Source organism: Embleya sp. NPDC020886 (genome assembly GCF_044333915.1).
In the GTDB taxonomy this organism is placed as follows: Bacteria; Actinomycetota; Actinomycetes; order Streptomycetales; family Streptomycetaceae; genus Embleya.
Map to the genome: position 1 here is coordinate 215,870 of NZ_JBIRRX010000012.1, position 23,764 is coordinate 239,633.

A 23,764-nucleotide genomic window follows, 5' to 3' on the forward strand; every position below is an offset into this window, starting at 1 on the left:
AGTTCATGAGTGGAGCTCTGGTCGCTCTTGCAATTCTGTCGGGATGTGGTAATGAAGTGACGATCCGCGAATATAGAGCGCCGACTCGTGCTGATGTAGACAATCAGGTGACCCAGTATTCAAGTCGTGTGTTCGATGCTCTCGAAGTCAAGGCGATGACTGGGATGAATGAAGGCCGGATTCCGCGCGATTGTTCGGCGAGTGAGGGCAAAATCTACGGGGTGGATCACTTTTGGCAGGTTGACGACTTGCAATCGACTGAAATCGGCCCTGCAGTGACACGCCTGCATGACTATCTGAAAGCAGGCGGCTGGGATATCGGCCGATATGAAACCCCGCCGACCGTCCCCAGTCCGGTGCTCAGCGCAACGAACCCCCGAGACGGTTATGTGATCTGGGTAAAAGGTATTGAGGATCAGAAGCGTGTTGCAGTGCAGGTCGCTTCTCCGTGCGTCACGGTCGCATCGGATCGTCCCTAGGTGGCCGGAGGCGGAATATTGCCCAGAAGGTCACGGAGGTGAGTGCGGCGGTGGTGAAGAGGATGGTTGAGCGGAGCCACATGTCCTTGGTGATGCCGTCGGCGGCGCCCGTGGGGTCGAGGAGGGCGAGGACGAACAGGAACATGGCCAGGGCGTAGATGGCGGCCCAGGCCCAGCGGTTCCATTGCCACAGGGCGTGGCCGTCCATGAATCGCATCGGGAGCAGGCCGAAGACCAGGCCGACCACCGCGGCCACGAAGCACTGGGTGAGCAGGTCCTCGGCGAAGACCCAGCCGAAGGGTGCGCCGTCCGATTCGTTCAGGACGTGGGTGACCGGGATGCGCCACACCCACGCGACCACCGCGAGGCCCGCCAGGGACCACGAGCCCAGCGCGACCGCCCGGCCCTCGTCGGCCGGTGACATCCGCCGCAGGCCCGCCGAGGTGAAGGCCAGGAACAGGCCGTATACGTAGCCGGGCGTCAGATGCAGCAGGCGCGAGGCCGCGGCCAGGACCAGGGCGACGCCCAGCGCCCCCGGCAACAGCCGAGGCAGCGCCCGGATGCGCGAGACGCGGCGTCGGTACGCCTCCGCCGAGCCCTCGTACGCCAGTACGCCCAGGGGTACCGCCGCCACCAGGGCCAGCGCGAGTGCGGCGGTGCCCGCGTTCCAGCCCGTGCCAGGTTCGACCGCGACGCAGAACGCGGCCGAGAGCAGGATGAAGGCGAGCACCTGCAACTCGGGTACTCGCGGCTGCGATCGAGGCCGCGCCGCGCCCGGGCGCAGCCGGCGTCGGATCCGCAGGTGGTTGCGTTCCCAGGTCTTGTTGAACAGTTCGGCCGAGAAGCCCAGCACGGGCAGGGCCACCACCGCCGTCGCGCCGGCCAGCAGCACCGGCCGGGGCTCGTCGAACAACATGCTCGGGCTCGGCAGGTTCATCGCCGCCTCGGACCGGTCTGCCGCAGTCGCGCTCGCGGCCGCGCCGAGGACCGCGACCCGTACCGAGAAGTCGCCGTCGTACCCCGCACCCGCCGTGCAGGCGACCGTCAACGTCCCCTCTCCGCCCGGCAGTTCTCGCGGCACCCGGAGTTCGCCCGCGAACCGCCCGTCGGCGGCGACCGGCACCGTACCCAGCTCGGTGGTGCCATGACGCACCGTCAGCGTGCCGGTCCCGTCGACCGGTCGGCCGCACGCGACGAATCCGCTGCCCGCGATCCGCAGTGGTTGCCCGGCGGTGGGCTGCGTGGGCGTCAGGGCCAACTCCGGCTGGGCGACCCGGAAGTCGGTACGCAGGGTGACCCCGTTGTCGGGCATGCTCGGCCCCTGCGCGAAGCAGCTCACGGTGACCGGCTGCGGGCCGCGATTCGGCCCGTCCGGCACGTTGAAGCGGTACGCCTCGCCCCGATTCCCGGTGGACTGCACGCTGAGCTTGGTCAGGTCCCGCCCACCCCAGGTCACCCGCGCGTCGTCGCTCGCGTTGTCGACGCCGCAGTGCAGGTCCGTCCACAGGGTGACCTCGGTGCCCGGCGCCCCGGTGGCCGGCTCCAGGATCAGCCGCTTCGCGGACAGGTCGGCCGGTGCCTTGCGGGTCTCCTCGGGCCGAAACGTGTCGATTTCGATCGGCGCCTGCGCGAGGACCTTCTCCTCCTCGCCGATGCAGCGCACGGCGATCCGGTTCACCGGCCCGGGGATGCTGCCCGCAGCGTTCGAGCTGTAGACCGGTGCCGGAACCTCGTGTCGGAACGCGATCGAGCCGCCGTGGGCGGTGTCCACGGGCAGGTCGGCCGCGAGCAGGTCCTGGTACTGCCCGGAACTGCCACCGTTGGCCGACAGCAGATATACGTCCACCTTGTTCAGCGCGCAGCCGGTCAGTCCGGAGCCGCGGATCGCCACCACGTCCCCGGGCTTCGCCGTGCCGGGTGTCACGGTCACCGACGCCCCGGCGGCCCCGGTCGCCGGGGCGGCCAGGGCGATCGGCGCCAGCGCCAGTACCACCGCCCCGATCCCCGTCCCGAGCGCGACCCGTTTCCGCAGCATTCTGGAGTTCATGATCCCCGTTCCCCGTAGCCGAGCACCGACGATGATGCCGGCCGGTTCCGCTTCGGGGGACCGGTCCGTCGAATCCGACATCGGACGGATACCGGACGTCAGGATCGGCGGTCGATGAACGTCTCCAAGCCGTCGAGCAGGAGTCGCAGGCCGAACTCGAAGACCGCCTCGCCGTCCTGGGTGAAGCTGTCCTCGGCGAGCGCGGCCAGTCTCGGATAGCGCCCGCTCGTCATCGCCGCGTTCAGCAGCGGGGCCTGCGCGGCCCAGAACTGTTCGTCGCTGACGCCGGTGCGCTGTTCCGCGTGCACGGTGTTGAAGTGGGTGCGTGCCATACCGCTGACGTAGCCGCCGTCGATGATCGACAGGATCGTCATCTTCTCCCGGTCCGACAACGCCGCGTCCCCGATCGCGGCCAGCGTGAGTTCCAGGGCCAGCAGCGAGTTGGGGCCCAGGACCGGCCTGGCCTGATCGACGCCGAGCAACCACGGGTGCCGGTTGTACATCTGCCAGATGCCGCGCGCGACCTGTTCCAGTGCGTTGCGCCAGCCCGATCCCGGGGGGAATTCGGCGCAGTCGCCGGGTGCGTTGACCTTGTCGACCATCAGGTCGATCAACTCGGCCTTGCCCGGGACGTACCGGTAGAGCGACATCGTGCCGGACCCGATCTCGGCGGCCACCCGCCGCATCGAGACCGCGTCCAGCCCCTCGGCGTCGGCCACCGCGATCGCGGCCGTGACGATCCGGTCCAGGGTCAGCGCCGGCTTGGGGCCGCGGGCGGGTTTGCGGTCCACGCCCCACAGCAGTTCGAGGCTGCGGGCGAGGTCGCCGCTGCCGGTGTGGTCGGTGCTCGTCATGGTGTCCCCATCGTAGGAGCCGGACCGGCCGCCGAGGTCGGTGCGCCGCCCCCTCGACGTCCCGGCAGAACCCGTCCGCGAAAACTGAGTACGCCGTACGCGCCATCGGGTACGGTGTACTCGGTTTGCTGGAGGTCGGGAAGGAGACCGATGGGAACGTCGCTCGGCACACAGCCGGAACGGCCGATCAGGACAACGGGCCCCGCGGTCCTCGCGCAGGGCCTGACCAAGCGCTACGGCGACACGCACGCACTCGACGATTTCGACCTGACCGTGCCGCGCGGCACCGTGCAGGGACTGCTCGGCCCGAACGGGGCCGGCAAGACCACGGCGGTCCGGATCCTGTCCACGCTGCTGCGCCCGGACGGCGGCCGGGCCATGGTCGCCGGCCACGACGTGACCGGGGATCCCCGCCGGGTGCGTCGGCACATCGGGCTGGTCGGCCAGCACCCGGCGGTCGACGAGGCGGTGACGGGTCGGCGCAATCTGACCCTGTTCGGACGGCTGTTCCATCTGGATCGTCGCCGGGCGGCCCGCCGGGCGGACGAACTGCTGGAGAGCTTCGGCCTGGTCGAGGCCGCCGACCGGGGGGTCAAGCAGTACAGCGGCGGCATGCGTCGGCGGCTCGACCTGGCGGTGAGCATGATTCTCGCGCCGGACGTGCTCTTTCTGGACGAGCCGACCACCGGCCTCGACCCGCGTGGGCGCAACGAGGTCTGGGGGGCCGTGCGTTCGTTGCTCGCGGGCGGCACCGCCGTGTTGTTGACCACGCAATACCTGGACGAGGCCGACAAGTTGGCGGACCGGATCGCGGTGCTCGATCGCGGCCGCAAGATCGCCGACGACACGCCGGACCGGCTCAAGCGCGACCTGGGCGGCGATCGCATCGAGATCGTCGTACGCGACACGGCCGATCTGCCGCGCCTGGTCGAGGTGGTGGCCCGGGTGGCCGACGGCGGCGGCGAGCCGGTGACCGACCGCGAGGAACGACGGGTGACCGCGCCGGTCGGCGATCGGGTCGCGGCGCTCACCCACGTGGCGCGGACCTGCCAGGACGCGGGGATCGCGATCGAGGACATCGGTGTGCGCCGGCCGACCCTGGACGAGGTCTTCCTCCGGCTGACCGGCCGGCGCGCCCACGAGCCGGACCCGCCGTCCACCGGGTCCACACCGGACCGGCCGCAGGCCGCACCCGTCGAGGAGGCGATCCGTCCGTGAGCGCGACCATCGCAGGACCGATTCAGGCGCCCGAGCGCCGGTTGTACTGGGCGATCACGGACTGTCTGACCGTCGTGCGCAACGAGCTGGTGCACATCGCCCGACAACCCAGCGCGCTGGCCTGGCAGTTGGGCTTCCCGATCGTGTCCGTGCTGCTGTTCGTGTACGTCTTCGGCAGTGCGATGGATGTGGGCGGGGCGGTCGACTACCAGGACTACGCACTGCCCGGGATGTTCGCGATGACCATGGCGCAGGGGTTCATGAACACCGCGAGCATCGTCGCGTTCACCCGCCAACTCGGGGTGATGGACCGCTATCGCTCGATGCCGATGGCACCCTCGGCGGTGGTCACCGGTCGTGGGGTGGCCGATGTGCTCGGCGCGAGCCTGGACCTCGCCGTGCTCGCGGCGATCGCGCTCGTCGTCGGCTGGCGCCCGGACGGCACCCTGCCCGAAACCCTGGCCGCCTTCGGGCTGTTGCTGCTGTTGCGCTTCGCGTTGACCTGGGTCGGGGTCTACCTGGGTCTGCTGGTGCCCAACGCGGAGGCGGCGGGCAGCCTGTTCGCGGTGGCCTTCCCGTTCGGCATCGTCTCCAGCGTCTTCACGCCGCCGTCGATGATGCCGCAGTGGCTGGGCACGGTGGCGATGTGGAACCCGGTCTCCTCCACCGCGAACGCGATCCGCGACCTGTTCGGGAACCCGGCACCACACGGCGGCGGCTGGATCGAGCAGCACGCGTTGTCGATGGCGATGCTCTGGCCGCTGCTGATCACCGCGATCTTCCTGCCGCTCGCGGTGCGGCGCTTCCAGGCGCTCGGGCGTACGTAGGTCCGCTCTCGGGCACACACAGATCTGCTACGGGACAATCTATCGGCTTACCTATCTTGTTACGCTGCCGGTATGACTACCGAGAGCCCGGCCCCGACCGTCCTGGACATGACCGGCATGTTCGTGCACGCCGGGCACGTGATGAACACCCGGATGGCAGCCGCCCTCGCGGCGATCGACGTCACGCCGCGCAGCTACTGCGTGCTCGCGCACGCGATCGATCGCCATCTGACCCAGGCCCAGGTGGCCGAGCTGGCCGATCTGGACAAGACCACGATGGTGGTCGCCATGGACGAGCTGGAGCGGGCCGGCCTGGCCGAACGGCGGCCCGCGCCGACCGACCGGCGGGCGCGGATCATCGTGGTGACCGACGCCGGGCGCGACCTGGTCCGGGCCGGGCGCGGGATCGTCGACGGCGTGCATCGCGAGGTGCTGGAGGCGCTGCCCGAGGACGAGCGTGCGGTGTTCGTGTCGGCGCTGACCCGCCTGGTCGGTGGAGTGCTCGCGAAGCCGGTCGAGTCCGAGGCGACGGTACGACGGGCCAGGACGCCGAAGCGATAGATCCATCCGTAAGAGAAGAGTCGATAAGAGAAGAGTCTGTAAGAGATCGTCTATAATAAAACTATCTGCTGACGTCTCTCCTGTAGGTCGAGGTCGTCCAGAGGAGATGAGCGGATATGTCACGCATGGCCGAAGCGACGGACAGGGCCCGCTGGTCGGCGCTCGCGGTGTTGTGCGCCGGCGTGTCGACGGTGGTCCTCGACGGCACGATCGTCACCGTGGCGCTGCCCGCCATCCAGCGCGATCTGGGCTTCTCCCAGTCGGGCCTGGCCTGAGTGGTCAACGCGTACGGGATCGCCTTCGGCGGCCTGCTCACCCAGGCCCTCACCTGGCACTGGATCTTCTTCGTCAACGTGCCGATCGGCGTCGCGGCCACCGTGCTCGCCTTCCGTCTGCCGGTCGCCGATCGTGGGCTCGGGCGGGCCGCGGGCGCGGACCTGTGGGGCGCGCTGCTGATCACGTCCGGTTCGATGTTGCTCGTCTACACGATCGTGGCGGCCGACGCGCACGGCTGGGCCTCGGTGCGCACGCTCGGCATGGGGGCGGTCTCGCTGCTGCTGGTCCTCGGGTTCGTGCTGCGTCAGGCCAAGGCGCGCACGCCGTTGTTGCCGCTGCGGGTGTTCCGGTCGGCTCGGGTGTCGGGAGCCAACGCGATCCAGATGTTGATGGTCGGCGCGTTGTTCGCCTTCCAGTTGATGATCGCGCTGTACCTCCAGCACGTGCTCGGCTACGGCGCGGCCCGCACGGGCGTTGCGATGTTGCCGTCGGCGGTCGTCATCGGCATCGTCACGCTCGGCTTCTCGGCCCGGATCAACGCCCACGCCGGCGTCGCCAAGCTTCGAGCGGCGCTGCGCGAAGCGCGGGATCGGCGCTGATCGGCGGCGGCAGCGACGGTCAGACCGCTGCGGGGCGGCTCGACGCCGCTTCCTCGTAGGCCAGTTGCGCCGCGGCGATCTCCTCGATGTGGCTTTCCGACCAGGTCCGGATCTCCTGCATCAGGCCGCTGACGCTCTCGCCGAGTGCGGTCAGCGAGTATTCGACCTGCGGCGGGACGGTCGGATGGACCGTGCGCCGGACCAGGCCGTTGCGCTCCAGGTCGCGCAGCGTCTGGGTGAGCATCTTCTTGGTGATCCCGCCCAATCGGCGGCGCAGTTCGGCGTAGCGCAGGGTCCCCGGATGCAGCGCCCCGACGACGAGCGCCACCCACTTGTTCGCGATCAGGTGCAGCACTGCGCGCGACGCGCAGTCGCTGAGATAGACATCGGCACCGCCGAAAGGGCGCAGGTCAGGAGGGGTATGCATGAGGTACCCAGGTACCAGGAAAGTGCCTTCTTCACAACTGCGTACCCGCACGCCGATGCTTGCCCACATGACGACGAAGATGATCACCGTGCATCAGGACAAGCTCGGCGGCCCGGAGGTTCTCCGGCTGATCGAGACCGCGATACCCACGCCCGGACCGGGTGAGGTACTGGTCGAAGTGCGAGCCGCGGGGGTCAACCCGATCGACGTGAAGATCCGGGCCGGCGGGATGTGGCTGGTGCCGCCGTTCACGCTCGGCTGGGACGTCTCCGGCGTCGTCGCCGGTGTGGGCGACGGGGTGCGACGCCTCGCGGTGGGCGACGAGGTGTACGGCCTCCCGGACTTCCCGCACCCGGCCGGTGGCTACGCGGAATTCGTGGTGGCCTCGGAGGCGTCCTTCGCGCCCAAGCCGACCTCGCTCGACCACGTGCACGCCGCCGCGTTGCCGCTGTCCGCGTCCATCGCGTGGCAGGCCCTGGTCGAGGGCGCCGAGGTGGGGCCCGGCCAACGGGTGCTGATCCACGCGGCGGCGGGCGGGGTCGGACACCTGGCGGTACAGATCGCCAAGTCCCGGGGCGCGTACGTGATCGGCACGGCGAGCGCGGCCAAGCACGAACTGCTGCGCGAGCTGGGGGTGGACGAGGTGGTGGACTACACGACCACCGACTTCGGCACGACGGTCCGCGACGTCGACGTGGTGCTCGACCTGATCGGCGGCGACTACGAGGACCGCTCGCTGCCCACGCTCCGCCCCGGCGGCCTGCTGCTCAACATCACCAACCCGCCCGCCGCCGACGTCACGGCGGCCAAGGCCGAGGCGGCGGGCCGCCGAGGGCTCACCTTCGACCTGGACCCCAACCCCGAACGCCTGGCCCTGATCGCGGCGGCGGTGGACGCCGGCGACCTGCGCCCGATCGTCTCCGAGACGTTCCCGTTGGCCGAGGTGGTCAAGGCACACGAACTGGCCGAGGCGAACCGCACCACCGGCAAGATCGTGCTGATCCCCTGAGCGGCATCCGTCGCTGCCGCCGCACCGCCGCGAGGCGGGCCGATCGAAGCCGAGCAGCCGCTACTCGGTGATCTCGATCGTGCCCGCCATGCCGGTGCCCACGTGGTACATGCAGTTGAACGTGTACGAGCCCGGCCGGCCGAAACTCAGCTTGATGTCCTGGGACTTGCCGCCCTCGGACGGTGCGACCGGCGCACCGCCGGGCAGGATCATCTGGTGCGGGGTGATCCCGGTGTCCGCCAGCGTGATCACCAACGGCCCGGTCCGGGCGCGGATCACCGACGGCGAGAAGCGCAGCTTGTCGTCCACCCGCAACTCGATCCGCTGCACCCCGTCGGCGCCCAGCGCCGCGACCCCCTCGGACGCCGCCGCGGTCGCCTCGGCCTCGCTCATGTACGAACCGGGACCGCCCTCCGCGCCCCAACTCCCGCAGCCGGTGAGCAGCAGCGGCAGGGCGAGCGCCCCCGCCGACCATCGACGTCGCATCGCCCTCAGCCCTCCAGCAGGGATTGACCGACATACCCGCCCGGGGCGCACCCCGGCGGGACCACGAACAGCGCGCTCGCCTCGTGCCGCAGGAACGGGGACAGCGCGTCGCCGCGAGCCAACTTGCGCTGGATCGGCACGAAGCCGTCGTCCGGATCGTGCTGCCACGCGACGAACAGCAGCCCGGCGTCCGGAGCGCCGTCCGTGCCGAACCCGTCGTGATAGGAGTAGCCGCGGCGCAACATCGTCGCCCCTCGGTTGAACTCCGGTGCCGCCACCCGCATGTGCGCGTTCGCGGTGATCACCAGTTCGCCGTTCGGGCCGCGCTTGCCGAAGTCGGCGGCGCTGTGTTCGCCGCCACCGGTCAGCGGCGCGCCGGTGTCCTTGGCCCGGCCGATCACCCGCTCCTGATGGCCCTTGTCCAGGTCGTCCCAGGTGTCGAGCAACATCCGGATCCGGCGGAAGACCACATACGTGCCGTCCGTGGCCCAGCCCTGTTCGGGACCGGCCCCGGCGGCGACGAAGATCTTCTCGTCGAACTTGGGATCGGCCGGCTTCGGATTGTTGGTGCCGTCGATCTGGCCCATCAGGTTCCGGTGCGTCCTCGGCTTGTCCGTGGCTCCGGGCGAGCGGGAGAAGCCGTTCATCTGCCAGCGGACCCGAGCCACCCCCTTGGCCAGTTTCTGCAACACGCGGACCGCGCCGAAGGCGACCAGACCGTCGTCCGCGCACACCTGGACGAACAGGTCGCCGTCGCCGCGAGCCGGGTCCAACGCGTCGTCCGGGAACGGCGGCAGCGGCTTGAGCGCGGCGGGCCGTCGGGCGGCCAGCCCCACCTTGTCGAACAGGGTCGTGCCGAAGCCGAAGGTCACCGTCAACGAGCAGGCCCCGGCGTCCGCCGCGACCTGGCCGTCGCCCGCCGCCGGCCGGCCCGAGGTCAGCTCCGCGGCCGCGTCCGACCAGCGCCGCATCAGCGCGGCGACCGCCGCCCGGTCCGCACCCGGTTCCAGGTCCCAGCCCAGGAAGACACCCTTGGCCTGGGCCGGGGTGGTGATGCCGGCCTGATGTTTCCCGTGAAACGGCACGACGGCCGTGCCGACGCGGGCCAGCGCGGGGCCGGCCTCGCCGTCGGACTCGCCGGCGAGGGCGACCGCACCGCCGGCCGCACCGACCACCAGGCCGCCCGCGCCGGCCGCGCCCGCGACACCGACGAAGCGGCGGCGCGAGACGGCGGAACCGCTGCTCGCTCGATCGGAGGATTCCGGGCTGCTCATCACGTCGTCCTTCGCAGGTTCCTGCGGCTCGCGGACGCACTCGGCATCCCGCTCACCGTCCATCACATCCACCACGTCCACCACGGCCACGCCGCCCGGCAGGGCCGGGGAGGGCCCCCGACGCACCACCACGACCAGCGCGAGTGCCGCGCCCAGGCCGGCGCCGAGCACCAGCACGGTCAGTGCCCGGTCCAGCACGAGCCCGCCCACGAACGGCGACGACGAGCGCCACAACACCGGCAGGTCGTAGCCGGCCACCCGCAGCGCCAACACGCCGAGCGCCGGCGCGGCCAACCACGCACCGCCGACCCGCCCCCGGACCAGCAGCGCCGCACCCGCGAACGCCACCGCGCAGGACAACAGTTGCAGCAGGTTGCCGGCCAGGAACGTGCCCACCCAGGCGCCGAAGCCGCCCGCCCGGGCCGCCGCGACCAGCGCCAGGTGCAGCACGCTCGCCGCCGCGACCACCCCCGCGAGTACGCCGTAGCCGCGCAGGGCCCGCCGACGGACCGGCCGCAGCCACACCGCCGCGAGCACCACCAGCGCGAGCCCGATCGACCCGACGATGCCCGGCCAGGGGCTGGGCCCGGGCACCCAGCGCAGTTCGCCGGTGGCGGCCACCTCCCGGTCGCCGATCCGCATCGGCACGGTCCAGGTGGAGATCCGCTGGGCGCGATCCGGATCGGCCATCACCCGTGGCGGCAGCCGCTGTTGCACGATCCAGTGCACCCGCTGGTCGTACCAGCGGGCCACCGGCTCGGCGGAGATCCGGTGCCACTGCGGGGCGCCGGTCGGTTGCAGGTTCGACTTCTCGTCGACCGAGCCCCAGCGTTCGCTGCTGAGTTGCACGGCGGGCGATTGGCGGTTCTCGAACACCCCGCTCGGGCCGATCCGCAGGAACGGCTCGCTCATGTACCCGAGCACGATCACGTCCTGCGGACCGGTGTTGCGTACCTCCATCCGCGCGCCGTTCTCGATCACCCGCACCGTCAGGCCCGGATCGAGCCTGCTCGGCGAGGTCATCACGGTGTGGAAATTGCTCGGCCCCTGGCCGGACAACTCCTGCGCGAACGCGCTGCCCGCCGGGGCAAGCCAGGTGCCGGCCAAGACCCCGACCAACAGCAGCACGAGGCGGCGTAGCTGCCTCACTCGACCTCCACGGGCACCGTCACGGTGATGCGATCGACATCGGAGGTACGGATCGCGAAGGACAACTCCCAGCGTCCCGCCATCGGCATCGACAGATCGCCGAGCCAATGTCCGGGCCCGCCCCGGCGCACCTGCACGTCCGCGCCGTCGATGCCCTTGCCCGGCAGCGCCATCGACACGGTCAGTTCCTCCACCTCACGGATCCGCCCGAGCGGATCGGAGAGGTAGATGTGCAGCTCGTTGGGACCCACCCGGGCCGGGTCGACGGTGATGTCGAGCTTGCCCTTGCCCGCCGCGCCGCCGGCGTCGAAGGGGACGGTGCGACTGACCGGGCCAGCCGCCTCGGACTGTTTGCGCTCGTGCGCGGTGCGGCCGGGTTCGGTGTCGGTGAGCACCGTGGTGACCCCCAGCACCGCGATCGCCAGCGCCGCCTCGATCGCGACCGCCTTGCGCAACACGGCCCACTTCGGGCCGCCCCCCGAGGACTTGGCCGTGGTCCCGCCCGCCACACCCTTGCCGCCCGCCGCCAACCGGCGCATCAGCCAGCGCCGGGAGACCCACGCACCGGCCAGCATCAGCAGCACCAGGTCGACCTTGAAGACCAGCAGCAGACCGAACGTGGTGTCGAACAGCGCCGCGAAGGAGCCCACCTGCCGCCAACTCGCGTACAACCCCGTCGCCACCAGCGCGCACACCGAGGCGAACGCGGTCCGGGAGAAGATCCGCACCGTCGGCACGTCCAGCCCCGCCTCCGGCGCCGGCTCGCCCGGGCGCACGATCAGCGTGACCACGACCGCGAGCCCGCCCAGCCAGGTGGACATCGCCAACAGGTGCAGCGTGTCCGCCGCCATCGCCAGTTCCACCTGACGGCCCACCGACGCGTGGTCGGCGATCGGCCAGGTGATCGCGATCGCGGTGCACAACACGGCCCAGACGCCGACCAGGATGTGCCGGGTACGGTCGGCCGCGTGCGCGAGCGAGGCGATCAGCCAGCCGAGCAGTGCGCCGGCCGCGCCGAGCAGCAACACCCGGACCGCGATCGCCTTGCCCAGCTTGGTGTCCAGCGTCGCGCGCAGCACCTCCGCGTCGAAGGCCGAGGACAGCCCCAGGCCGGAGGCGTTCGGGCCGTGCAACATCAGCACCGCGAGCGAGGCCAGCAGCAGCCCGCCCCACGCACCGAAGAGCAGCAGCCAGACCCGGAATCGGCCGATCGCGCCGGGCCGGGCGAGCAGCAGGAACAGCACCGCGCCGCCGAGCACCGCGAAGGACAGGTAGGCGACCCCGGTCGAGGCCCGCTCCAGCACGTCGGTCGCGGTGGAGCCCTGGTCGGTCAGGTCGGAGACCTGCACACCGCCGGACGCCTGGCCGATGTTGAAGGTGAACGCGCCCGAGATCGGGTGCGAGTCGGCCGAGACCGCACGCCAGGCGACCGTGTAGGTACCGGTGGGCAGGCCGCCGCGCAGCGGGGTGACCACGCTGGTGTCGCCGTCCGGCCCGTGCTTGGTCTGGTTGTTGTCGACCCGGGTGCCGGTCGGGTCGAACACCTTGACCCCGCCGAGGCCGATCTCCACGCCCTCGCTGAATCTCAGCGTGACCGTCGCGGGCGCGGTCGACAACGTCGAACCGGACGCCGGATTGGACGACTCCAGCACGGCGTGCGCCGATGCCGCCCCGGCTCCGCCGAGCACGAGCGCGGCCAGCAACAGGGGCAGCGCGAGCAGCCACGCGAGCGCACGGCGGCCGGCCCCGCCGCCGGTTCGGGCCCGGGACGGGGGCGCTGCGGGGACGGCGGCCGGGCGGCCGGCCGGGTCAGTGACCCGCATGGCCCGCGGGATCCGCGGCGGGGGCGGCCGACGAGGCGCCCGGGGCCGGCGCGTCCCCGGGGCGTTCGGTCACCCCGAGTACGGGCACCTGTACGGTGACCGGCCCGGTGGTTTGGAAGGTCAGCGTGAGCGGCACGGTGTCGCCCTTCTTCACGGCCTTGTTCGGATTCATGAACATGATGTGGTTGCCGCCGCGCGCCAGCACGCCCTTGCCGTGTGCGGGGACGTCCAGACCCGGGATGTGCTGCATCGAGTTGCCGCTGGTCTGGTGCAGCATCACCTCGCCGGACAGCGGGCTGGTCACCGAGAGCAGCCGGTCGGCGGTGTCGCCGTCGTTCTGCACGATCAGGTAGCCCGCCGCGACGTCCGCCGACGAGGGCTGCGGGATGTACGGGTCGACGATGCGCAGTTGCGGGATGCCCTTGGCGGCGCCCGCGTTCGCGGGGGCGGCGGCTTTGCGGTCGGTGGAGTCGCCGGATCCGGAATCGGCGCAGGCCACCAGCACACCGCCGATCCCGAGCGCGAGTACGCCGCCGACGGCGAGTGGTACGGCCTTGCGGGGGAGCGGGAAGAGCTTCACTTCTTGGCGTCCTCGGGGTGGATCAGCAGCGGCAGGTCATGGGCGAAGTCGTCGGACGAGTTCCCGTTCGCGGTGCCGTCCGGCAGCAGTCCGCTGCTCGCGCTGTACATGACCGGCCCCTCGTTGTTGGGCGCGAAGGCGATCACCTGGGTGCCGTGGGTGCTCACGACCTTGCCGTCGGGGCCGACGGTCGGCGGGTCGATGGAGACGCCGACCTGGCGGGCGGCGGCCTGGATCTTGTCGAACGGGCCGGTCAGGCCGACGAAGGACTTGTCCAGCGAGTCGAGCCACTCGCGCAGCGCCGCCTGGGTGTCGCGTTCCGGGTCGGTGGTCACGAAGACCACGTCCACGGTGGCCCGGTCCGGCGCGGGCAGCTTGCCGAGCGCTCGGACGATGTCGCCCATCACCGTGGGGCACGCGTCCGGGCAGTGGGTGTAGCCGAAGTACAACAGCGTGGTGCGCCCGGCCGTCTTGGCCCGGAAGTCGTACGGCTGCCCGGAGGTGTCGGTCAGGGTCAGCTCCGGCTTGCTCCACGGCGGGTCGACCGCGATGCCCTTGTACTTGGAGTTCGCCTCGCGCACCTTCACCGGCGAGCCGTCGGCGGACTTGTCGGAGTCGCCACACCCCGTGGCCAGGAGCAGCCCGGCCGCGACCAGCGCGGCGAGGCGAAGGCCGGTGCGGCGGGTCCGGCCGCGGGATTGCGTTGCGTTGCTCATCGTTCTCCAGGTCGTTGCTGCCGAGGGCCCGCATCCGACGCGTTCGGCGTCGGCGTGGACCCGGTGGCCCGGGTACGGGCACCGATGGCATCGGTGCCCGTACCCGGGCCGGGAAGTTCGCGCCCGGAACCGTGGCAGGACCTCGGCCCGAAGCGGGACCACGAGGATCAGGCGGAGGTGCTCCGACGCGACGCGCGCAGGACGGCGAACACACCGGCGCCCAGGCCGAGCACGCCGACCACGATGCCGACCACGCCGAGCGTGCGGGCGGTCGAGTCGTCGCTCTTGTCCTCGGCGACCGCGGCGACGGACGCCTTGGCGTCGGTCGAGGGCTTGGCCGAGACGGCGGCGGACGGCGTGCCGGCGGCGCCCGCCTTGGCGGTGAGCTTGAGGGTCGGGGCCGGGTACTGCGGCTCCTTGCCGTCCGCGCCGGCCAGGTCGATCCAGCGCACGACCTCGCCGCTGTCGTAGGTCTGCACGGCCTTGAAGACGAGCTTGTCGGTGTCGGTGGGCAGCTTGCCCATGGACACCTCGAAGTCCTCGAAGGTGCCCGGGTTCACCCGGGTGCCGGCCTCCGCGGTCCAGGTGATCTTGCTGACCACCTCGGTGAGCGGCTTGCCGTGGTTGTCGATCGGCGTGGCGAGCTTGGTCTTCTCGACCTCGGCCTTCCAGCCCGGCATCGCCCGGGTCTGCACCGACGTGAGCGGCTTGTCGGCGGGCAGGGTGATCTCGAGCTTGGTGGTCCCCGCGTCGTCGCGCTCGTTGGGGACCCGGAAGGCGACCTTGGCGTAGGAGCCCTGGTCGGCGGTGCCCGGCTGCACGCTCACGTGCGCGGAGGCCGAGCCCGCGAAGACGAGGATGCCGGCGCCGACCGAGGCGGCGATCACGGACAACCTGCGGCGCGTGGTGGTCATGGTCATGGGGTGTCTGCTCCATGGGTGATCCGGCCGAGGACACACGTGGTCGACCTCGGTCCGGGAGGGGACGGCAGGAAGGCGGACGCGCGCCACCGCCGATCCGGCACCCGTTCGAGCGGGGTCACCCGGGATCAGCAGGCGAGCGCGTACTCCGCCGGCGGGCCGCGCCGGGTCACCGCATGCCGAAGCAGCGTTCGATGGATGATCGGATGCGGCTCCGCGCCGGTCCGCCGGACCCGGCCCGGCGTCTGTGCGACCGGGACCACCGGGCCGTACAGGACCGCGAGCACCACCCGCAGCGGTGCCGCGGCCAGTTCGAGCAGCGCGAACAGCGCGGCTTCGCCGCGGCGCAGCCACCAACCGGTGAGCAGGGCCGCCACCAGGTGGGCGCCCAGCATCGCGGCGCCGCCGTCGAGCAACATCGGGCCCGACCCGGACATGTGGTGGTGCCCGCCCGACGCCGGGGTCGGGAACATGGCGGGATCCACCCGCGCCGCGGTGATGATCTGTTCGGACGTCCAGCCCGAGGGCATCAGGATGTGCCCGGCCGAGTCGCGCGGGCCGCACAACAGTCGGTCCAGCAGGAAGCTCGTTCCCGAGCCGCCGGTCCCGGCCGCGCCGGTGGGCACGGCGGCGCTCGCGGCCGCGGCGAACAGGGAGTGCAGTGCGAGTTGGCCCACCGCGAGCAGTGCGGTGATCGAGCCGAGCGAGCGTTGCCGACCGGCGCCGGCGAAGGCCGAGACGAACACCACACCGAAGCCGGCGACGGGCGCCCACAGCGGCAGCGGCGCGGTCGACATCCATGCGTGACCGCATGCCGCGAGCGCGGCGCAGACCGCCGCGAACACGGCGGCGCGCACAGCGCGGAAAGGTACGGACACGGCCTGCATGACGCCCCATCGTCTCATCGCACGACGGCATCGCGTGCGCCGGGCCGACAATGTCCGTCCGGCGCCCGCTGCGGCCCCGATGCCACCCCGGACGGGCGCCGGCGTGACCCGGATACGCCCGAACGAATCGTCTTCACGGACTATTGACGACCGATCAAGTGATGTGCGCATACCGGGACCGAGCGGCGGCAATAAAACCAGGTGTGTGATCCGCCGGATTCAGCCGGACTCCCAGAGAAGTCGAAAGGCCGCTCATGGACATGAGGTGGACTGTCCACCTGCCACGGGATGCGGCGAGCGTGCCGATGGCGCGCAGGCTTTTGGTCGGCGCGATGGAGACCGCGGGGGTGGACCGAGAGATCGCGATGGAGATCGGCCTCGCGTTGTCCGAAGCGTGCGCGAATGTGGTGGAACATGCCCGAGGCGGACCGTATTCGGAATATCAGATTCGTGCCGGTATCACCGGCGACTGTTGTCGGGTGGAGATCATCGACGGCGGCCCGGGCTTTCCGCCCGAGCGGCTGCGCGGCTCGGCGCTGACGGTCGGCCCGGGAGCGGAGAACGGTCGCGGGCTGATGCTGATCCGGGCGATGACCGACCACGTGCAGCTCAGCAACCATCCCAGGCGGGGTGCGGTGTTGCGCTTCGAGAAGACGCTGCGCTGGCGCAAGGACGCGCTGGTGCCGGTGTCGTAGCACCTGTGCGGCGGCTCCCGGCGAGCTGCGGACGAACCGGCACGGACCACCAACGGCCGTGCCGGACGGGGAAGTTCCGGTGGAAGGTTACGATCGGGGAAGTGGACCGGGCCGAGTTACGGGAATTGCTCGACCGCGTGGCCGCCGGCGAGGCGGGCGTGGACGAGGCCCTCGACGATCTCGTGCGCGGGCCCGCACAGGGTTTCGCGGACCTGGGATTCGCCCGGGTGGACACCCATCGGGAACTGCGCACCGGTGACCCCGAGGTGGTCTTCGCGGCCGGCAAGACCCCCGAACAGACCGTCGCGCTCTTTCGCCGACTGCGCGAGACGAGTCGGCGACCCGCGTTCGCCACCCGCGCCTCGGCGGACGTGGTCGACGCGGTGCGGGCGGCGTTTCCCGGCGAGACCTACACCGACGACGGCGGCACCTGCGTCGCGGTGGGCCCGCCCCCGCCGACCCGCGGCCTGGTCCGGGTGGTCTCCGCGGGTACCTCGGACGCGATGGTGGCGGGCGAGGCCGCGTTCACCGCGCGGCTGTTCGGTGCCGAGGTGGAGCGGATCGAGGACGTGGGCGTGGCCGGCATCCATCGGCTGCTCGCGGTGCTCGCCGAACTCGACGCGGCGGACTGTCTGATCGTGGTCGCCGGCATGGAGGGCGCACTGCCCAGCGTGGTGGCGGGCCTGGTGTCGGTGCCGGTGCTCGCGGTGCCCACGAGCGTGGGCTACGGCGCGTCCTTCGGCGGCCTCGCGGCGCTGCTGGCGATGCTCAACTCGTGTGCGCCCGGGGTCGCGGTGTGCAACATCGACAACGGCTTCGGGGCCGGCGTGTTCGCGGCCCGGGTGGCGCGCTCCGCCCGGGGGGACCGGACCCGCGGCACGTCGTAGGCAGGCGGGCGCCGAAGCCGGGCAACCGTGAAACGCAAGAAAGCGGTCGGTTTCGGTCGCTTCATCGGTTTCCCGGCAGGACCCCCCGTCGGCTGCGACAGTGGCCGCGACGGGAGGTAGCCGCGTGGCCATCGCATGGTTCCAGTGCCAGGCCGGTGCGAGCGGCGACATGCTGCTCGGTGCCCTGATCGACGCCGGTGCCCCGCTGGAGGCCGTCCAGCAAGCCGTCGACGCGGTGGGCGTCGAACCGATTCTGATCACCGCCGAACGCACCGACAGACACGGGTTGGTCGCGACGCACGTCCGGGTCAAGACCGTGCCCAGCCACGTGCATCGCACCTGGAACGACGTCCGCGACCTGCTGGACCGGGCCGATCTGGTCGAGCCCGTGCACGCCCGGGCGCACGACGTGTTCGGCCGCCTCGCGCACGCCGAGGCCCGCGCGCACGGATGTCTGCCCGAGGAGGTGCACTTCCACGAGGTCGGCGCGCTGGACGCGATCGCCGACGTGGTCGGCACCTGCACCGCGTTGCACGCGCTGGGCATCGACGAGGCGGTCGGGTCGCCGGTCGCGCTGGGCAGCGGCAGCGTGCGGGCCGCCCACGGCGTGTTGCCGGTGCCGGTGCCGGCCGTGCTCGAATTGATGCGGGTGGCCGCCGCCCCGGTCTACGCGGGCCCGGCCCCGTACGAGATGTGCACGCCCACCGGCGCCGCCCTGCTCACCTCGGTGTGCCGGACCTGGGGGCCGATGCCGGCCCTGCGGATCACCGCGGACGGCAGCGGCGCGGGCAGCCGGCGGATCGAGGAGGTGCCCAACATCCTGCGGGTCGTGCTCGGCGAGCGGCACGAGGCGGACCGGTTGCGACCGACCGGCGAGGACGTGCTGATCGAGACCAACGTGGACGACCTCGACCCGCGCCTGTGGCCGGCGGTGCTGGGCAAGCTGCTCGCGATCGGCGCGGGCGACGCGTGGTTGGTGCCGATCCTGATGAAGAAGGGCCGCCCCGCCCACACGTTGTGCGTGCTGGTCCCGGCGGATCGGGTGGACGCCGCGCTGCACACGGTGTTCGTGGAGACCTCGACGATAGGGGCGCGGGTCCTGCCGGTGGCCAAGCGGGCGCTGGCCCGCGAGTTCGGCACGGTGCAGGTGGAGGGCCTGCCGGTGCGGATCAAGACCGCGATGTTCGACGGCAGGGTGGTCAACGCCCAGCCGGAGTACGAGGACGTGGCCGCCGCGGCCGCGTCGCTGGGCCGACCGGTGAAGGTGGTGATGGGCGCGGCGACCGCGGCGGCGTACGCGGCCGGACTGCTGCCGTGAACATGGCAGCGGGGCGCGGCGCATAGCCTGGGGCGATCATCCGTCCCCGTGTAGGCCGCGTACGTCGAGGAGCAGGCACCCGTGATCGCTCGTCCCCTCCGGTTGCTGCTCGCGCTGCTCACGGCGGTGGTCGCGCTGTCGGCGCTGCCCGGGTCGGCCGGCGCCGCGCCCGCCCGCACCGCCGCCGCCGACCACGTCGTCCTGCTCGGCATCCCGGGCCTGACCTGGGCCGACATCGACGATCGCGGTACACCGGCGCTGGCCGACCTGGCCGGGCACGCGACCTCGGCCGCGATGTCGGTACGCACCGTGCATCCGCGGGCGTGTCCCGTCGACGGGTGGCTGACCACGGGCGCGGGGGCCCGCTCGACGGATACCCGCACCAGCGCCAAGAGCGCCGAACCGTGCGCCGAGCCGCCGCCGCCGACCCTGGCCCCGGACGGCACGGCGACGGTGCCGAACATGCGCGCGATCGTCAAGCGCAACGAGAAGTTCGGCTACAACCCCAAGTACGGCCGACTGGCCGCCTCGGTCGCCGAGCACGGCGGCGCGGTCACCTCGGTCGGCCCCGGCGCGGCCTACGCGAGCGCCGACCCGACCGGCCGGGTGCGCGGCGCCTACCTGCCGGACCCGGCCGCCGTGGACGCCGCGCTGATCGAGCGCTCCGCACTGACCCTGGTCGACCTCGGCGGCCTGACCGGACCCGGCGTCGACCGGGCCGACCGGCTGCGGGTGGTGGACGCCCAGGTGGCCCGGATCGCCGCCGCGCTGCCGCCGCGCAGCCAACTCGTGGTGGCCGGCCTCGCCGACGACACCGGCACCCCGCACCTGCGCGCGCTCCTGGTCGGCGGCCCCGGCACGGGGTCGGGCACCACCTTCGACTCCGGCTACCTGACCGCGACCTCGACCCGCAACGACGGCCTGGTCCAGCTCACCGACCTGGCTCCGAGCCTGCTCGCGCCGCTGGGCATCGACGCGCCGAGCGAGCTGGTGGGCGCGGTGTACACGCGGGTGGCCGGTCCCTCCGGCGGCGCCGCGATCGAGGAGCTGCGCCTGTTCGACGCGGGAGCCCAGGCATCTCGTACGGTGCGCGAGGTCTGGTACTTCTTCACCTGGCTCACCCTGCTGCCGATCGCCTGCGCGGCGGTCGCGTTGTGGCTCGCCGTGCGGTTCGGCCGCAGCGGACGAACCCGGGCCCGGCACACGGTGATACGTGCCGCGACCGGGATCGGGGTGTTCTTCGGCGCGGTCCCCGGCGGATCCTTCCTGGTCGGACTGGTGCCCTGGGAGCAGGCCGGCGACCCGGCCTGGACGCTGCTCGGGCTCACCGTCGCCTTCGCCGCCGTGCTTGCCGCGTTCGCCCTGCTCGGCCCCTGGCGCAACCAGCCGTACGGCCCGGCCGGCGTGGTCGCCGCGGCCACCGCGGTGATCCTGGCCGGCGACGTGATGCTCGGCTCACCACTGCAACTGAACACCCTGTTCGGCCTGTCCCCGCTGGTCGCGGGCCGGTTCTACGGCTTCGGCAACGTCGCCTGGACGATCTTCGCGATGGCCGTGCTGCTCGCGGTCGGTTGGCCGATGGGCCGGCTGCTCGCCGCAGGCCGCCGACGGGCGGCGATCGTGGTGCTCTCGGTGGTGGGCGCGGTCGCGGTGGTGGCCGACGGCTGGCCCGCGTTCGGCAGCGACTTCGGTGGGGTGCTCGCCTTGATCCCGGGCCTGGCGGTGCTCGGCCTGCTGCTGACCGGCACCCGGATCTCGTGGGCCAAGGTCGCCCTGGTCGGCCTGGGCGCGGTCGTGGTGATCGGCACCATCGCCGTGCTGGACTGGCTTCGCCCGGCGGCGAGCCGCTCGCACCTGGGGCGGTTCGTCCAGGAGATCGCGGACGGCGATGCCGGCGACACCCTGCACCGCAAGATCATGGGCAACCTGCACTCGTTCACCACGCCGTTCACGCTGATCATCCCGGTCGTGTTCGTGCTGCTCATCCTCGCCGTGCGCGATCCGGCCAAGTGGCGCGCGCCGGCCCTGGCCCGGTCCTTCGAGGCGGTGCCGTGGCTGCGCTCGACACTGATCGCGTGCTGGCTGACCTCGGTGGTCGGCTACGCGGTGAACGACTCCGGCATCCAGATCCCGGCGGTCGCGCTCACGATCGCCGCGCCGCTGGCCATCGCGGTGATCGCGGCATCGGAGGGACGCCCGCGCGCCGACTGACCAGCACCACCGCGACCAGGATCGCCGCGCCCGCCCACGGGCCGACGGTGCCGCGCAGGGTGCGCTGCAGGGTGTCCACCGCGTCCGGCAGCGGGACCACCCGGCCGGGGACGTACGCACACACCAGCAGCGTGCTGCGGGCCAACAGCAGCCCGTCGAGCGCGGAGGGCGCGAGCAACACGAGCGGCGCCCAGGCCGCGACGTCGTACCAGGGCAGGCTGTACGGCGTGGTCAGCAACCAGGCCAGGGACAACAGCGCGGCGGCCGCGGCGCTGTCCCGCAACACGTGCGCCATCGCCGCCGGCCGCGCCCGGGCGGCGGTTCGGGCCAGCAGCCACACCACCAGCGCGCCGAGCAGCCAGCCGAGCAGGCCGATCAGCGAACGCGCGGTGTCGTGGCCGACGGCCGACTCCAGCGGTTTCAGCACCAGCCGCAGCGGCACCGCGAGCGAGACCAGCTTGGTGTTCTCGCGCATCTGATCGAACGCGCCGAGGCCGACCGGCAGATAGGTCGCGACGCCGACCACGAGCGCCGACCCGATCATCGCGGCGAGCGCCCTCGGCCGCCCGCGCAGGCCCCAGGCCAGGGCCAGTACATACAGCCCGAGCGAGACCTTCGCCGCGCAGGCCAGGCCGACCAGGACACCCGCGAGCACGGGGGAGCGGCGCACCGCGAGCAGCGCGCCCACCGCGAACACCAGCGCGAACGCGTCCAGATGGCCGGCGCCCACCGCCACGAACAGCAGCAGCGGATTGAGCGACCACAGGATCGCCACCCGGGCCCGGGCGACCCGATCCGGGCCGGCCGCGCGCTGCAACAGCAGCCCGGTCAGCACGAACGCGACCGCTCCGAGCAGGGTCAACACCAGCACGATCGTATGCACCGAGGTGCCGCCGATCCGGGCCGCGAACCACTGCTCCGCGGTGGCCACCGGCCCGTACACGGACGGCACGTCGGTCCACGGCGCCTCGACCGCGACACCGACCGGGTCGCCGTCGCGCACCAGCGTCGCCGCGGTGTCCCGATAGGGATCACCACCGGTGGCCGCGAGGCGACCGTACGCGGCGTAGACGAGGTGGTCGGCCGAGCCCATCGGCGGCACGCACACCACCGCGAGCGCGGCCACCGCGCCGCCCAGGGTCAGCCGACCCGGGTCCGGCGCCCAGCCCCGGCCCAGCGCGCGCAGCGCCAGCGCGAGGCCGATCGCCCCGGACAGGGCCGCCGCGAGCAACAGACCGGTCACCACCCCGGCGGCGGGCCGGGCCGTGAACCGGTACGGCGGCAGCCAGGACGGCCCACCCGGCAACGGCGGCTGCGCGGCCGAGGGCCCGAGCAGGCCGGTCAGCACGATCAGGGCGATCGCCAGCGCGCACAAGCCGACGGCGAGCGCCCCAAACGGGTGTTCCACGTGAAACATCGACGGGCGACGCGCCGCGGCGGGCCGAGCCGCCACCGGTTCAGCCACGACCGCGGATCGCCCCGGGCAACGCGCCCGCCGCGCCTCGCTCGGCCAGGGCCCGGGCCACGTGCGCGTACTGCCGGGCCCGATGGCGCTGCGCGGCGAAGTCGGTCCCGGTCACCCGGTGGTGCAACTCGACCTCGATCTCCTCGACCGGGAAACCCTTGCGGACCAGGTCGATGGTCAGCCCGGTCTCGACGCCGAAGCCCCCCGCGAGCGGCAGCGCCGCCTCGAACGCCGCCCGGGTCAGACAGCGCTGGCCGGAAAGCGGCTGCGTCGCGGTGAACCCGCAGGCCCGGGCGATCCCGTCCCGGGCGGCCCGGACCACGAAGCCGCGGCCGCCGCCGGCGCGAAGCTGGGGCGGCAACACCGCGATGCTCATCGCCGCCGTCCCGGACCGCACCGGGTCGATCAGCGGTGCCGCGGCGGCGGCCGTGTGCTCCAGGTCGGCGTCCAGGAACAGCAGGTGACGCGGCCGTTCCCGGCCCTCGCGCAGGTCGATCGCGGCGACCACGGCGGCACCGGTCTCCATCGCGCCGGCCTTGCCGCGATTGCGCCCGTGGCGCACCGGCACCGCGCCCGCCGCCCGTGCGGCGGCGGCGGTGTCGTCCCGCGAACCGTCGTCCACCACCACCACGAGATCCACGCCGGCGATCGATCGCGCCGCCTCGACCGTGGCCGAGATTCGTTGTGCCTCGTCGTAAGCCGGGATCACCACGGCCGTGTCGCCGGTCGGTGTGCCGGTCGTGTGCTCCGCCATGGCGTGATCCTACGAGCCGACCCGAATACCGGCCGGTTCCACCCGTCCTGCCCAACGACGCGGCGCGGCGGCGTGAAGGTCAACGCCGTTGGGGGTACAACGGAAGAGAGCCACATCGCGGGGATGCCCCCAGGATCCTGTGATCGCGGTCTCGTGACATCTGCGGAACCTCCGAGGGCCGGCCGTTCGTCGTCCTCGGTGAGGAGAGCTGGAACAGGCGCGGCGTCGCATCGGACGCGGTGCCGCCCCAGGCAGAGACCAACAGACCCAACCGCAGCGCAACCGCAGCAACGGATGGCACG

At 72.1% G+C, this 23,764-nt stretch carries 23 protein-coding genes; 11 read left to right on the top strand and 12 right to left on the bottom strand.

All coding sequences use genetic code 11. From position 1 onward, the window contains the following. The first annotated feature begins 5 nt into the window (after positions 1 to 5). Positions 6 to 479, top strand: coding sequence for a hypothetical protein (locus tag ACH4U8_RS34035; protein WP_395782318.1), 474 nt, complete (start codon positions 6 to 8; stop codon positions 477 to 479). On the opposite strand, the gene ACH4U8_RS34040 is transcribed toward ACH4U8_RS34035, so the two are convergent. Together ACH4U8_RS34040 and ACH4U8_RS34045 are read right to left on the bottom strand one after the other, a co-directional pair. Next, complete coding sequence (locus tag ACH4U8_RS34040) at positions 454 to 2,526, bottom strand: FGLLP motif-containing membrane protein (RefSeq protein WP_395782319.1); 2,073 nt, start codon at positions 2,524 to 2,526, stop codon at positions 454 to 456. The genes ACH4U8_RS34035 and ACH4U8_RS34040 overlap by 26 nt on opposite strands. A gap of 98 nt (positions 2,527 to 2,624) precedes the next feature. Continuing rightward, complete coding sequence (locus ACH4U8_RS34045; protein WP_360311211.1) at positions 2,625 to 3,380, bottom strand: TetR/AcrR family transcriptional regulator; 756 nt, start codon at positions 3,378 to 3,380, stop codon at positions 2,625 to 2,627. Between the two features lie 150 nt (positions 3,381 to 3,530). Between ACH4U8_RS34045 and ACH4U8_RS34050 the strand changes: the two genes are divergently transcribed. The 5 genes from ACH4U8_RS34050 (at position 3,531) to ACH4U8_RS34070 (ending at position 6,861) form a co-directional block, all read left to right on the top strand. Continuing rightward, a complete protein-coding gene (locus ACH4U8_RS34050) occupies positions 3,531 to 4,598 on the top strand; it encodes an ATP-binding cassette domain-containing protein (RefSeq protein WP_395782320.1) in 1,068 nt (355 codons plus the stop codon). Next, a complete protein-coding gene (locus ACH4U8_RS34055; RefSeq protein ID WP_395782321.1) occupies positions 4,595 to 5,425 on the top strand; it encodes an ABC transporter permease in 831 nt (276 codons plus the stop codon). The genes ACH4U8_RS34050 and ACH4U8_RS34055 overlap by 4 nt, the downstream gene beginning before the upstream one ends. 72 nt (positions 5,426 to 5,497) lie before the next feature. Then, entirely contained in the window at positions 5,498 to 5,986 is a 489-nt protein-coding gene (locus ACH4U8_RS34060; protein WP_395782322.1) for a MarR family winged helix-turn-helix transcriptional regulator, read from the top strand. 125 nt (positions 5,987 to 6,111) lie between these two features. Further along, the gene (locus tag ACH4U8_RS34065; RefSeq protein WP_395782323.1) at positions 6,112 to 6,261 is read left to right on the top strand and encodes a hypothetical protein; all 150 of its coding nucleotides are present in this window, start codon (positions 6,112 to 6,114) and stop codon (positions 6,259 to 6,261) included. After that, positions 6,262 to 6,861 carry a hypothetical protein gene (locus tag ACH4U8_RS34070; RefSeq protein WP_395782324.1) on the top strand — a complete coding sequence of 200 codons (600 nt, stop codon included), beginning with the start codon at positions 6,262 to 6,264 and terminating at the stop codon, positions 6,859 to 6,861. Positions 6,862 to 6,880: 19 nt separating this feature from the next. On the opposite strand, the gene ACH4U8_RS34075 is transcribed toward ACH4U8_RS34070, so the two are convergent. Continuing rightward, on the bottom strand, positions 6,881 to 7,288 hold the full coding sequence (locus ACH4U8_RS34075; protein WP_360311207.1) for a helix-turn-helix domain-containing protein: 408 nt from the start codon (positions 7,286 to 7,288) through the stop codon (positions 6,881 to 6,883). Between the two features lie 67 nt (positions 7,289 to 7,355). Here ACH4U8_RS34075 and ACH4U8_RS34080 point away from each other — a divergent pair, with 67 nt between their 5' ends. Further along, positions 7,356 to 8,297, top strand: coding sequence for an NADP-dependent oxidoreductase (locus ACH4U8_RS34080; RefSeq protein WP_395782325.1), 942 nt, complete (start codon positions 7,356 to 7,358; stop codon positions 8,295 to 8,297). Positions 8,298 to 8,357: 60 nt separating this feature from the next. On the opposite strand, the gene ACH4U8_RS34085 is transcribed toward ACH4U8_RS34080, so the two are convergent. From ACH4U8_RS34085 to ACH4U8_RS34115, 7 genes are all read right to left on the bottom strand, one after another. Continuing rightward, positions 8,358 to 8,783 carry a hypothetical protein gene (locus tag ACH4U8_RS34085; protein ID WP_395782326.1) on the bottom strand — a complete coding sequence of 142 codons (426 nt, stop codon included), beginning with the start codon at positions 8,781 to 8,783 and terminating at the stop codon, positions 8,358 to 8,360. 5 nt (positions 8,784 to 8,788) lie between these two features. Next, on the bottom strand, positions 8,789 to 10,057 hold the full coding sequence (gene efeB, locus ACH4U8_RS34090; RefSeq protein ID WP_379987940.1) for an iron uptake transporter deferrochelatase/peroxidase subunit: 1,269 nt from the start codon (positions 10,055 to 10,057) through the stop codon (positions 8,789 to 8,791). 1,145 nt (positions 10,058 to 11,202) lie between these two features. Further along, on the bottom strand, positions 11,203 to 13,029 hold the full coding sequence (locus ACH4U8_RS34095; RefSeq protein ID WP_395782327.1) for a copper resistance protein CopC: 1,827 nt from the start codon (positions 13,027 to 13,029) through the stop codon (positions 11,203 to 11,205). Then, a complete protein-coding gene (locus tag ACH4U8_RS34100) occupies positions 13,016 to 13,609 on the bottom strand; it encodes a copper chaperone PCu(A)C (protein ID WP_395782328.1) in 594 nt (197 codons plus the stop codon). Before ACH4U8_RS34100 ends, ACH4U8_RS34095 begins: the two co-directional genes overlap by 14 nt. After that, complete coding sequence (locus tag ACH4U8_RS34105) at positions 13,606 to 14,325, bottom strand: SCO family protein (RefSeq protein WP_360311197.1); 720 nt, start codon at positions 14,323 to 14,325, stop codon at positions 13,606 to 13,608. The genes ACH4U8_RS34100 and ACH4U8_RS34105 overlap by 4 nt, the downstream gene beginning before the upstream one ends. A 167-nt stretch (positions 14,326 to 14,492) precedes the next feature. Then, positions 14,493 to 15,245: a YcnI family protein gene (locus ACH4U8_RS34110; protein WP_360311195.1), complete on the bottom strand. Its 753-nt coding sequence runs from the start codon at positions 15,243 to 15,245 to the stop codon at positions 14,493 to 14,495. Positions 15,246 to 15,373: 128 nt separating this feature from the next. Next, on the bottom strand, positions 15,374 to 16,102 hold the full coding sequence (locus ACH4U8_RS34115; protein ID WP_360311193.1) for a hypothetical protein: 729 nt from the start codon (positions 16,100 to 16,102) through the stop codon (positions 15,374 to 15,376). A 284-nt stretch (positions 16,103 to 16,386) separates the two neighbouring features. On the opposite strand from ACH4U8_RS34115, the gene ACH4U8_RS34120 reads away from it, so the two are divergent. The 4 genes from ACH4U8_RS34120 (at position 16,387) to ACH4U8_RS34135 (ending at position 21,243) form a co-directional block, all read left to right on the top strand. After that, the gene (locus ACH4U8_RS34120) at positions 16,387 to 16,827 is read left to right on the top strand and encodes an ATP-binding protein (protein WP_360311191.1); all 441 of its coding nucleotides are present in this window, start codon (positions 16,387 to 16,389) and stop codon (positions 16,825 to 16,827) included. A gap of 101 nt (positions 16,828 to 16,928) precedes the next feature. Further along, on the top strand, positions 16,929 to 17,714 hold the full coding sequence (gene larB, locus ACH4U8_RS34125; protein WP_395782329.1) for a nickel pincer cofactor biosynthesis protein LarB: 786 nt from the start codon (positions 16,929 to 16,931) through the stop codon (positions 17,712 to 17,714). A gap of 124 nt (positions 17,715 to 17,838) precedes the next feature. Next, positions 17,839 to 19,032: a nickel pincer cofactor biosynthesis protein LarC gene (gene larC, locus ACH4U8_RS34130; RefSeq protein ID WP_360311187.1), complete on the top strand. Its 1,194-nt coding sequence runs from the start codon at positions 17,839 to 17,841 to the stop codon at positions 19,030 to 19,032. An 81-nt stretch (positions 19,033 to 19,113) separates the two neighbouring features. Next, positions 19,114 to 21,243: a hypothetical protein gene (locus tag ACH4U8_RS34135; protein WP_395782330.1), complete on the top strand. Its 2,130-nt coding sequence runs from the start codon at positions 19,114 to 19,116 to the stop codon at positions 21,241 to 21,243. Here the strand turns inward: ACH4U8_RS34135 and ACH4U8_RS34140 are convergent. Next, positions 21,176 to 22,651 carry a glycosyltransferase 87 family protein gene (locus tag ACH4U8_RS34140; RefSeq protein WP_395782331.1) on the bottom strand — a complete coding sequence of 492 codons (1,476 nt, stop codon included), beginning with the start codon at positions 22,649 to 22,651 and terminating at the stop codon, positions 21,176 to 21,178. The genes ACH4U8_RS34135 and ACH4U8_RS34140 overlap by 68 nt on opposite strands. A gap of 49 nt (positions 22,652 to 22,700) precedes the next feature. Continuing rightward, positions 22,701 to 23,462 carry a glycosyltransferase family 2 protein gene (locus ACH4U8_RS34145; protein WP_395782332.1) on the bottom strand — a complete coding sequence of 254 codons (762 nt, stop codon included), beginning with the start codon at positions 23,460 to 23,462 and terminating at the stop codon, positions 22,701 to 22,703. Between the last annotated feature and the right edge of the window lie 302 nt (positions 23,463 to 23,764).

Coding starts and splice junctions, on each gene's coding strand:
- ACH4U8_RS34080 (WP_395782325.1), top strand. CDS start 7,356: ATGACGACGAAGATGATCACCGTGCATCAGGACAAGCTCGGCGGCCCG.
- efeB (WP_379987940.1), bottom strand. CDS start 10,057: ATGAGCAGCCCGGAATCCTCCGATCGAGCGAGCAGCGGTTCCGCCGTC.
- ACH4U8_RS34095 (WP_395782327.1), bottom strand. CDS start 13,029: ATGCGGGTCACTGACCCGGCCGGCCGCCCGGCCGCCGTCCCCGCAGCG.
- ACH4U8_RS34120 (WP_360311191.1), top strand. CDS start 16,387: ATGGACATGAGGTGGACTGTCCACCTGCCACGGGATGCGGCGAGCGTG.
- ACH4U8_RS34065 (WP_395782323.1), top strand. CDS start 6,112: ATGGCCGAAGCGACGGACAGGGCCCGCTGGTCGGCGCTCGCGGTGTTG.
- ACH4U8_RS34045 (WP_360311211.1), bottom strand. CDS start 3,380: ATGACGAGCACCGACCACACCGGCAGCGGCGACCTCGCCCGCAGCCTC.
- ACH4U8_RS34085 (WP_395782326.1), bottom strand. CDS start 8,783: ATGCGACGTCGATGGTCGGCGGGGGCGCTCGCCCTGCCGCTGCTGCTC.
- ACH4U8_RS34075 (WP_360311207.1), bottom strand. CDS start 7,288: ATGCATACCCCTCCTGACCTGCGCCCTTTCGGCGGTGCCGATGTCTAT.
- ACH4U8_RS34035 (WP_395782318.1), top strand. CDS start 6: ATGAGTGGAGCTCTGGTCGCTCTTGCAATTCTGTCGGGATGTGGTAAT.
- ACH4U8_RS34050 (WP_395782320.1), top strand. CDS start 3,531: ATGGGAACGTCGCTCGGCACACAGCCGGAACGGCCGATCAGGACAACG.
- ACH4U8_RS34145 (WP_395782332.1), bottom strand. CDS start 23,462: ATGGCGGAGCACACGACCGGCACACCGACCGGCGACACGGCCGTGGTG.
- ACH4U8_RS34040 (WP_395782319.1), bottom strand. CDS start 2,526: ATGAACTCCAGAATGCTGCGGAAACGGGTCGCGCTCGGGACGGGGATC.
- ACH4U8_RS34060 (WP_395782322.1), top strand. CDS start 5,498: ATGACTACCGAGAGCCCGGCCCCGACCGTCCTGGACATGACCGGCATG.
- ACH4U8_RS34105 (WP_360311197.1), bottom strand. CDS start 14,325: ATGAGCAACGCAACGCAATCCCGCGGCCGGACCCGCCGCACCGGCCTT.
- ACH4U8_RS34110 (WP_360311195.1), bottom strand. CDS start 15,245: ATGACCATGACCACCACGCGCCGCAGGTTGTCCGTGATCGCCGCCTCG.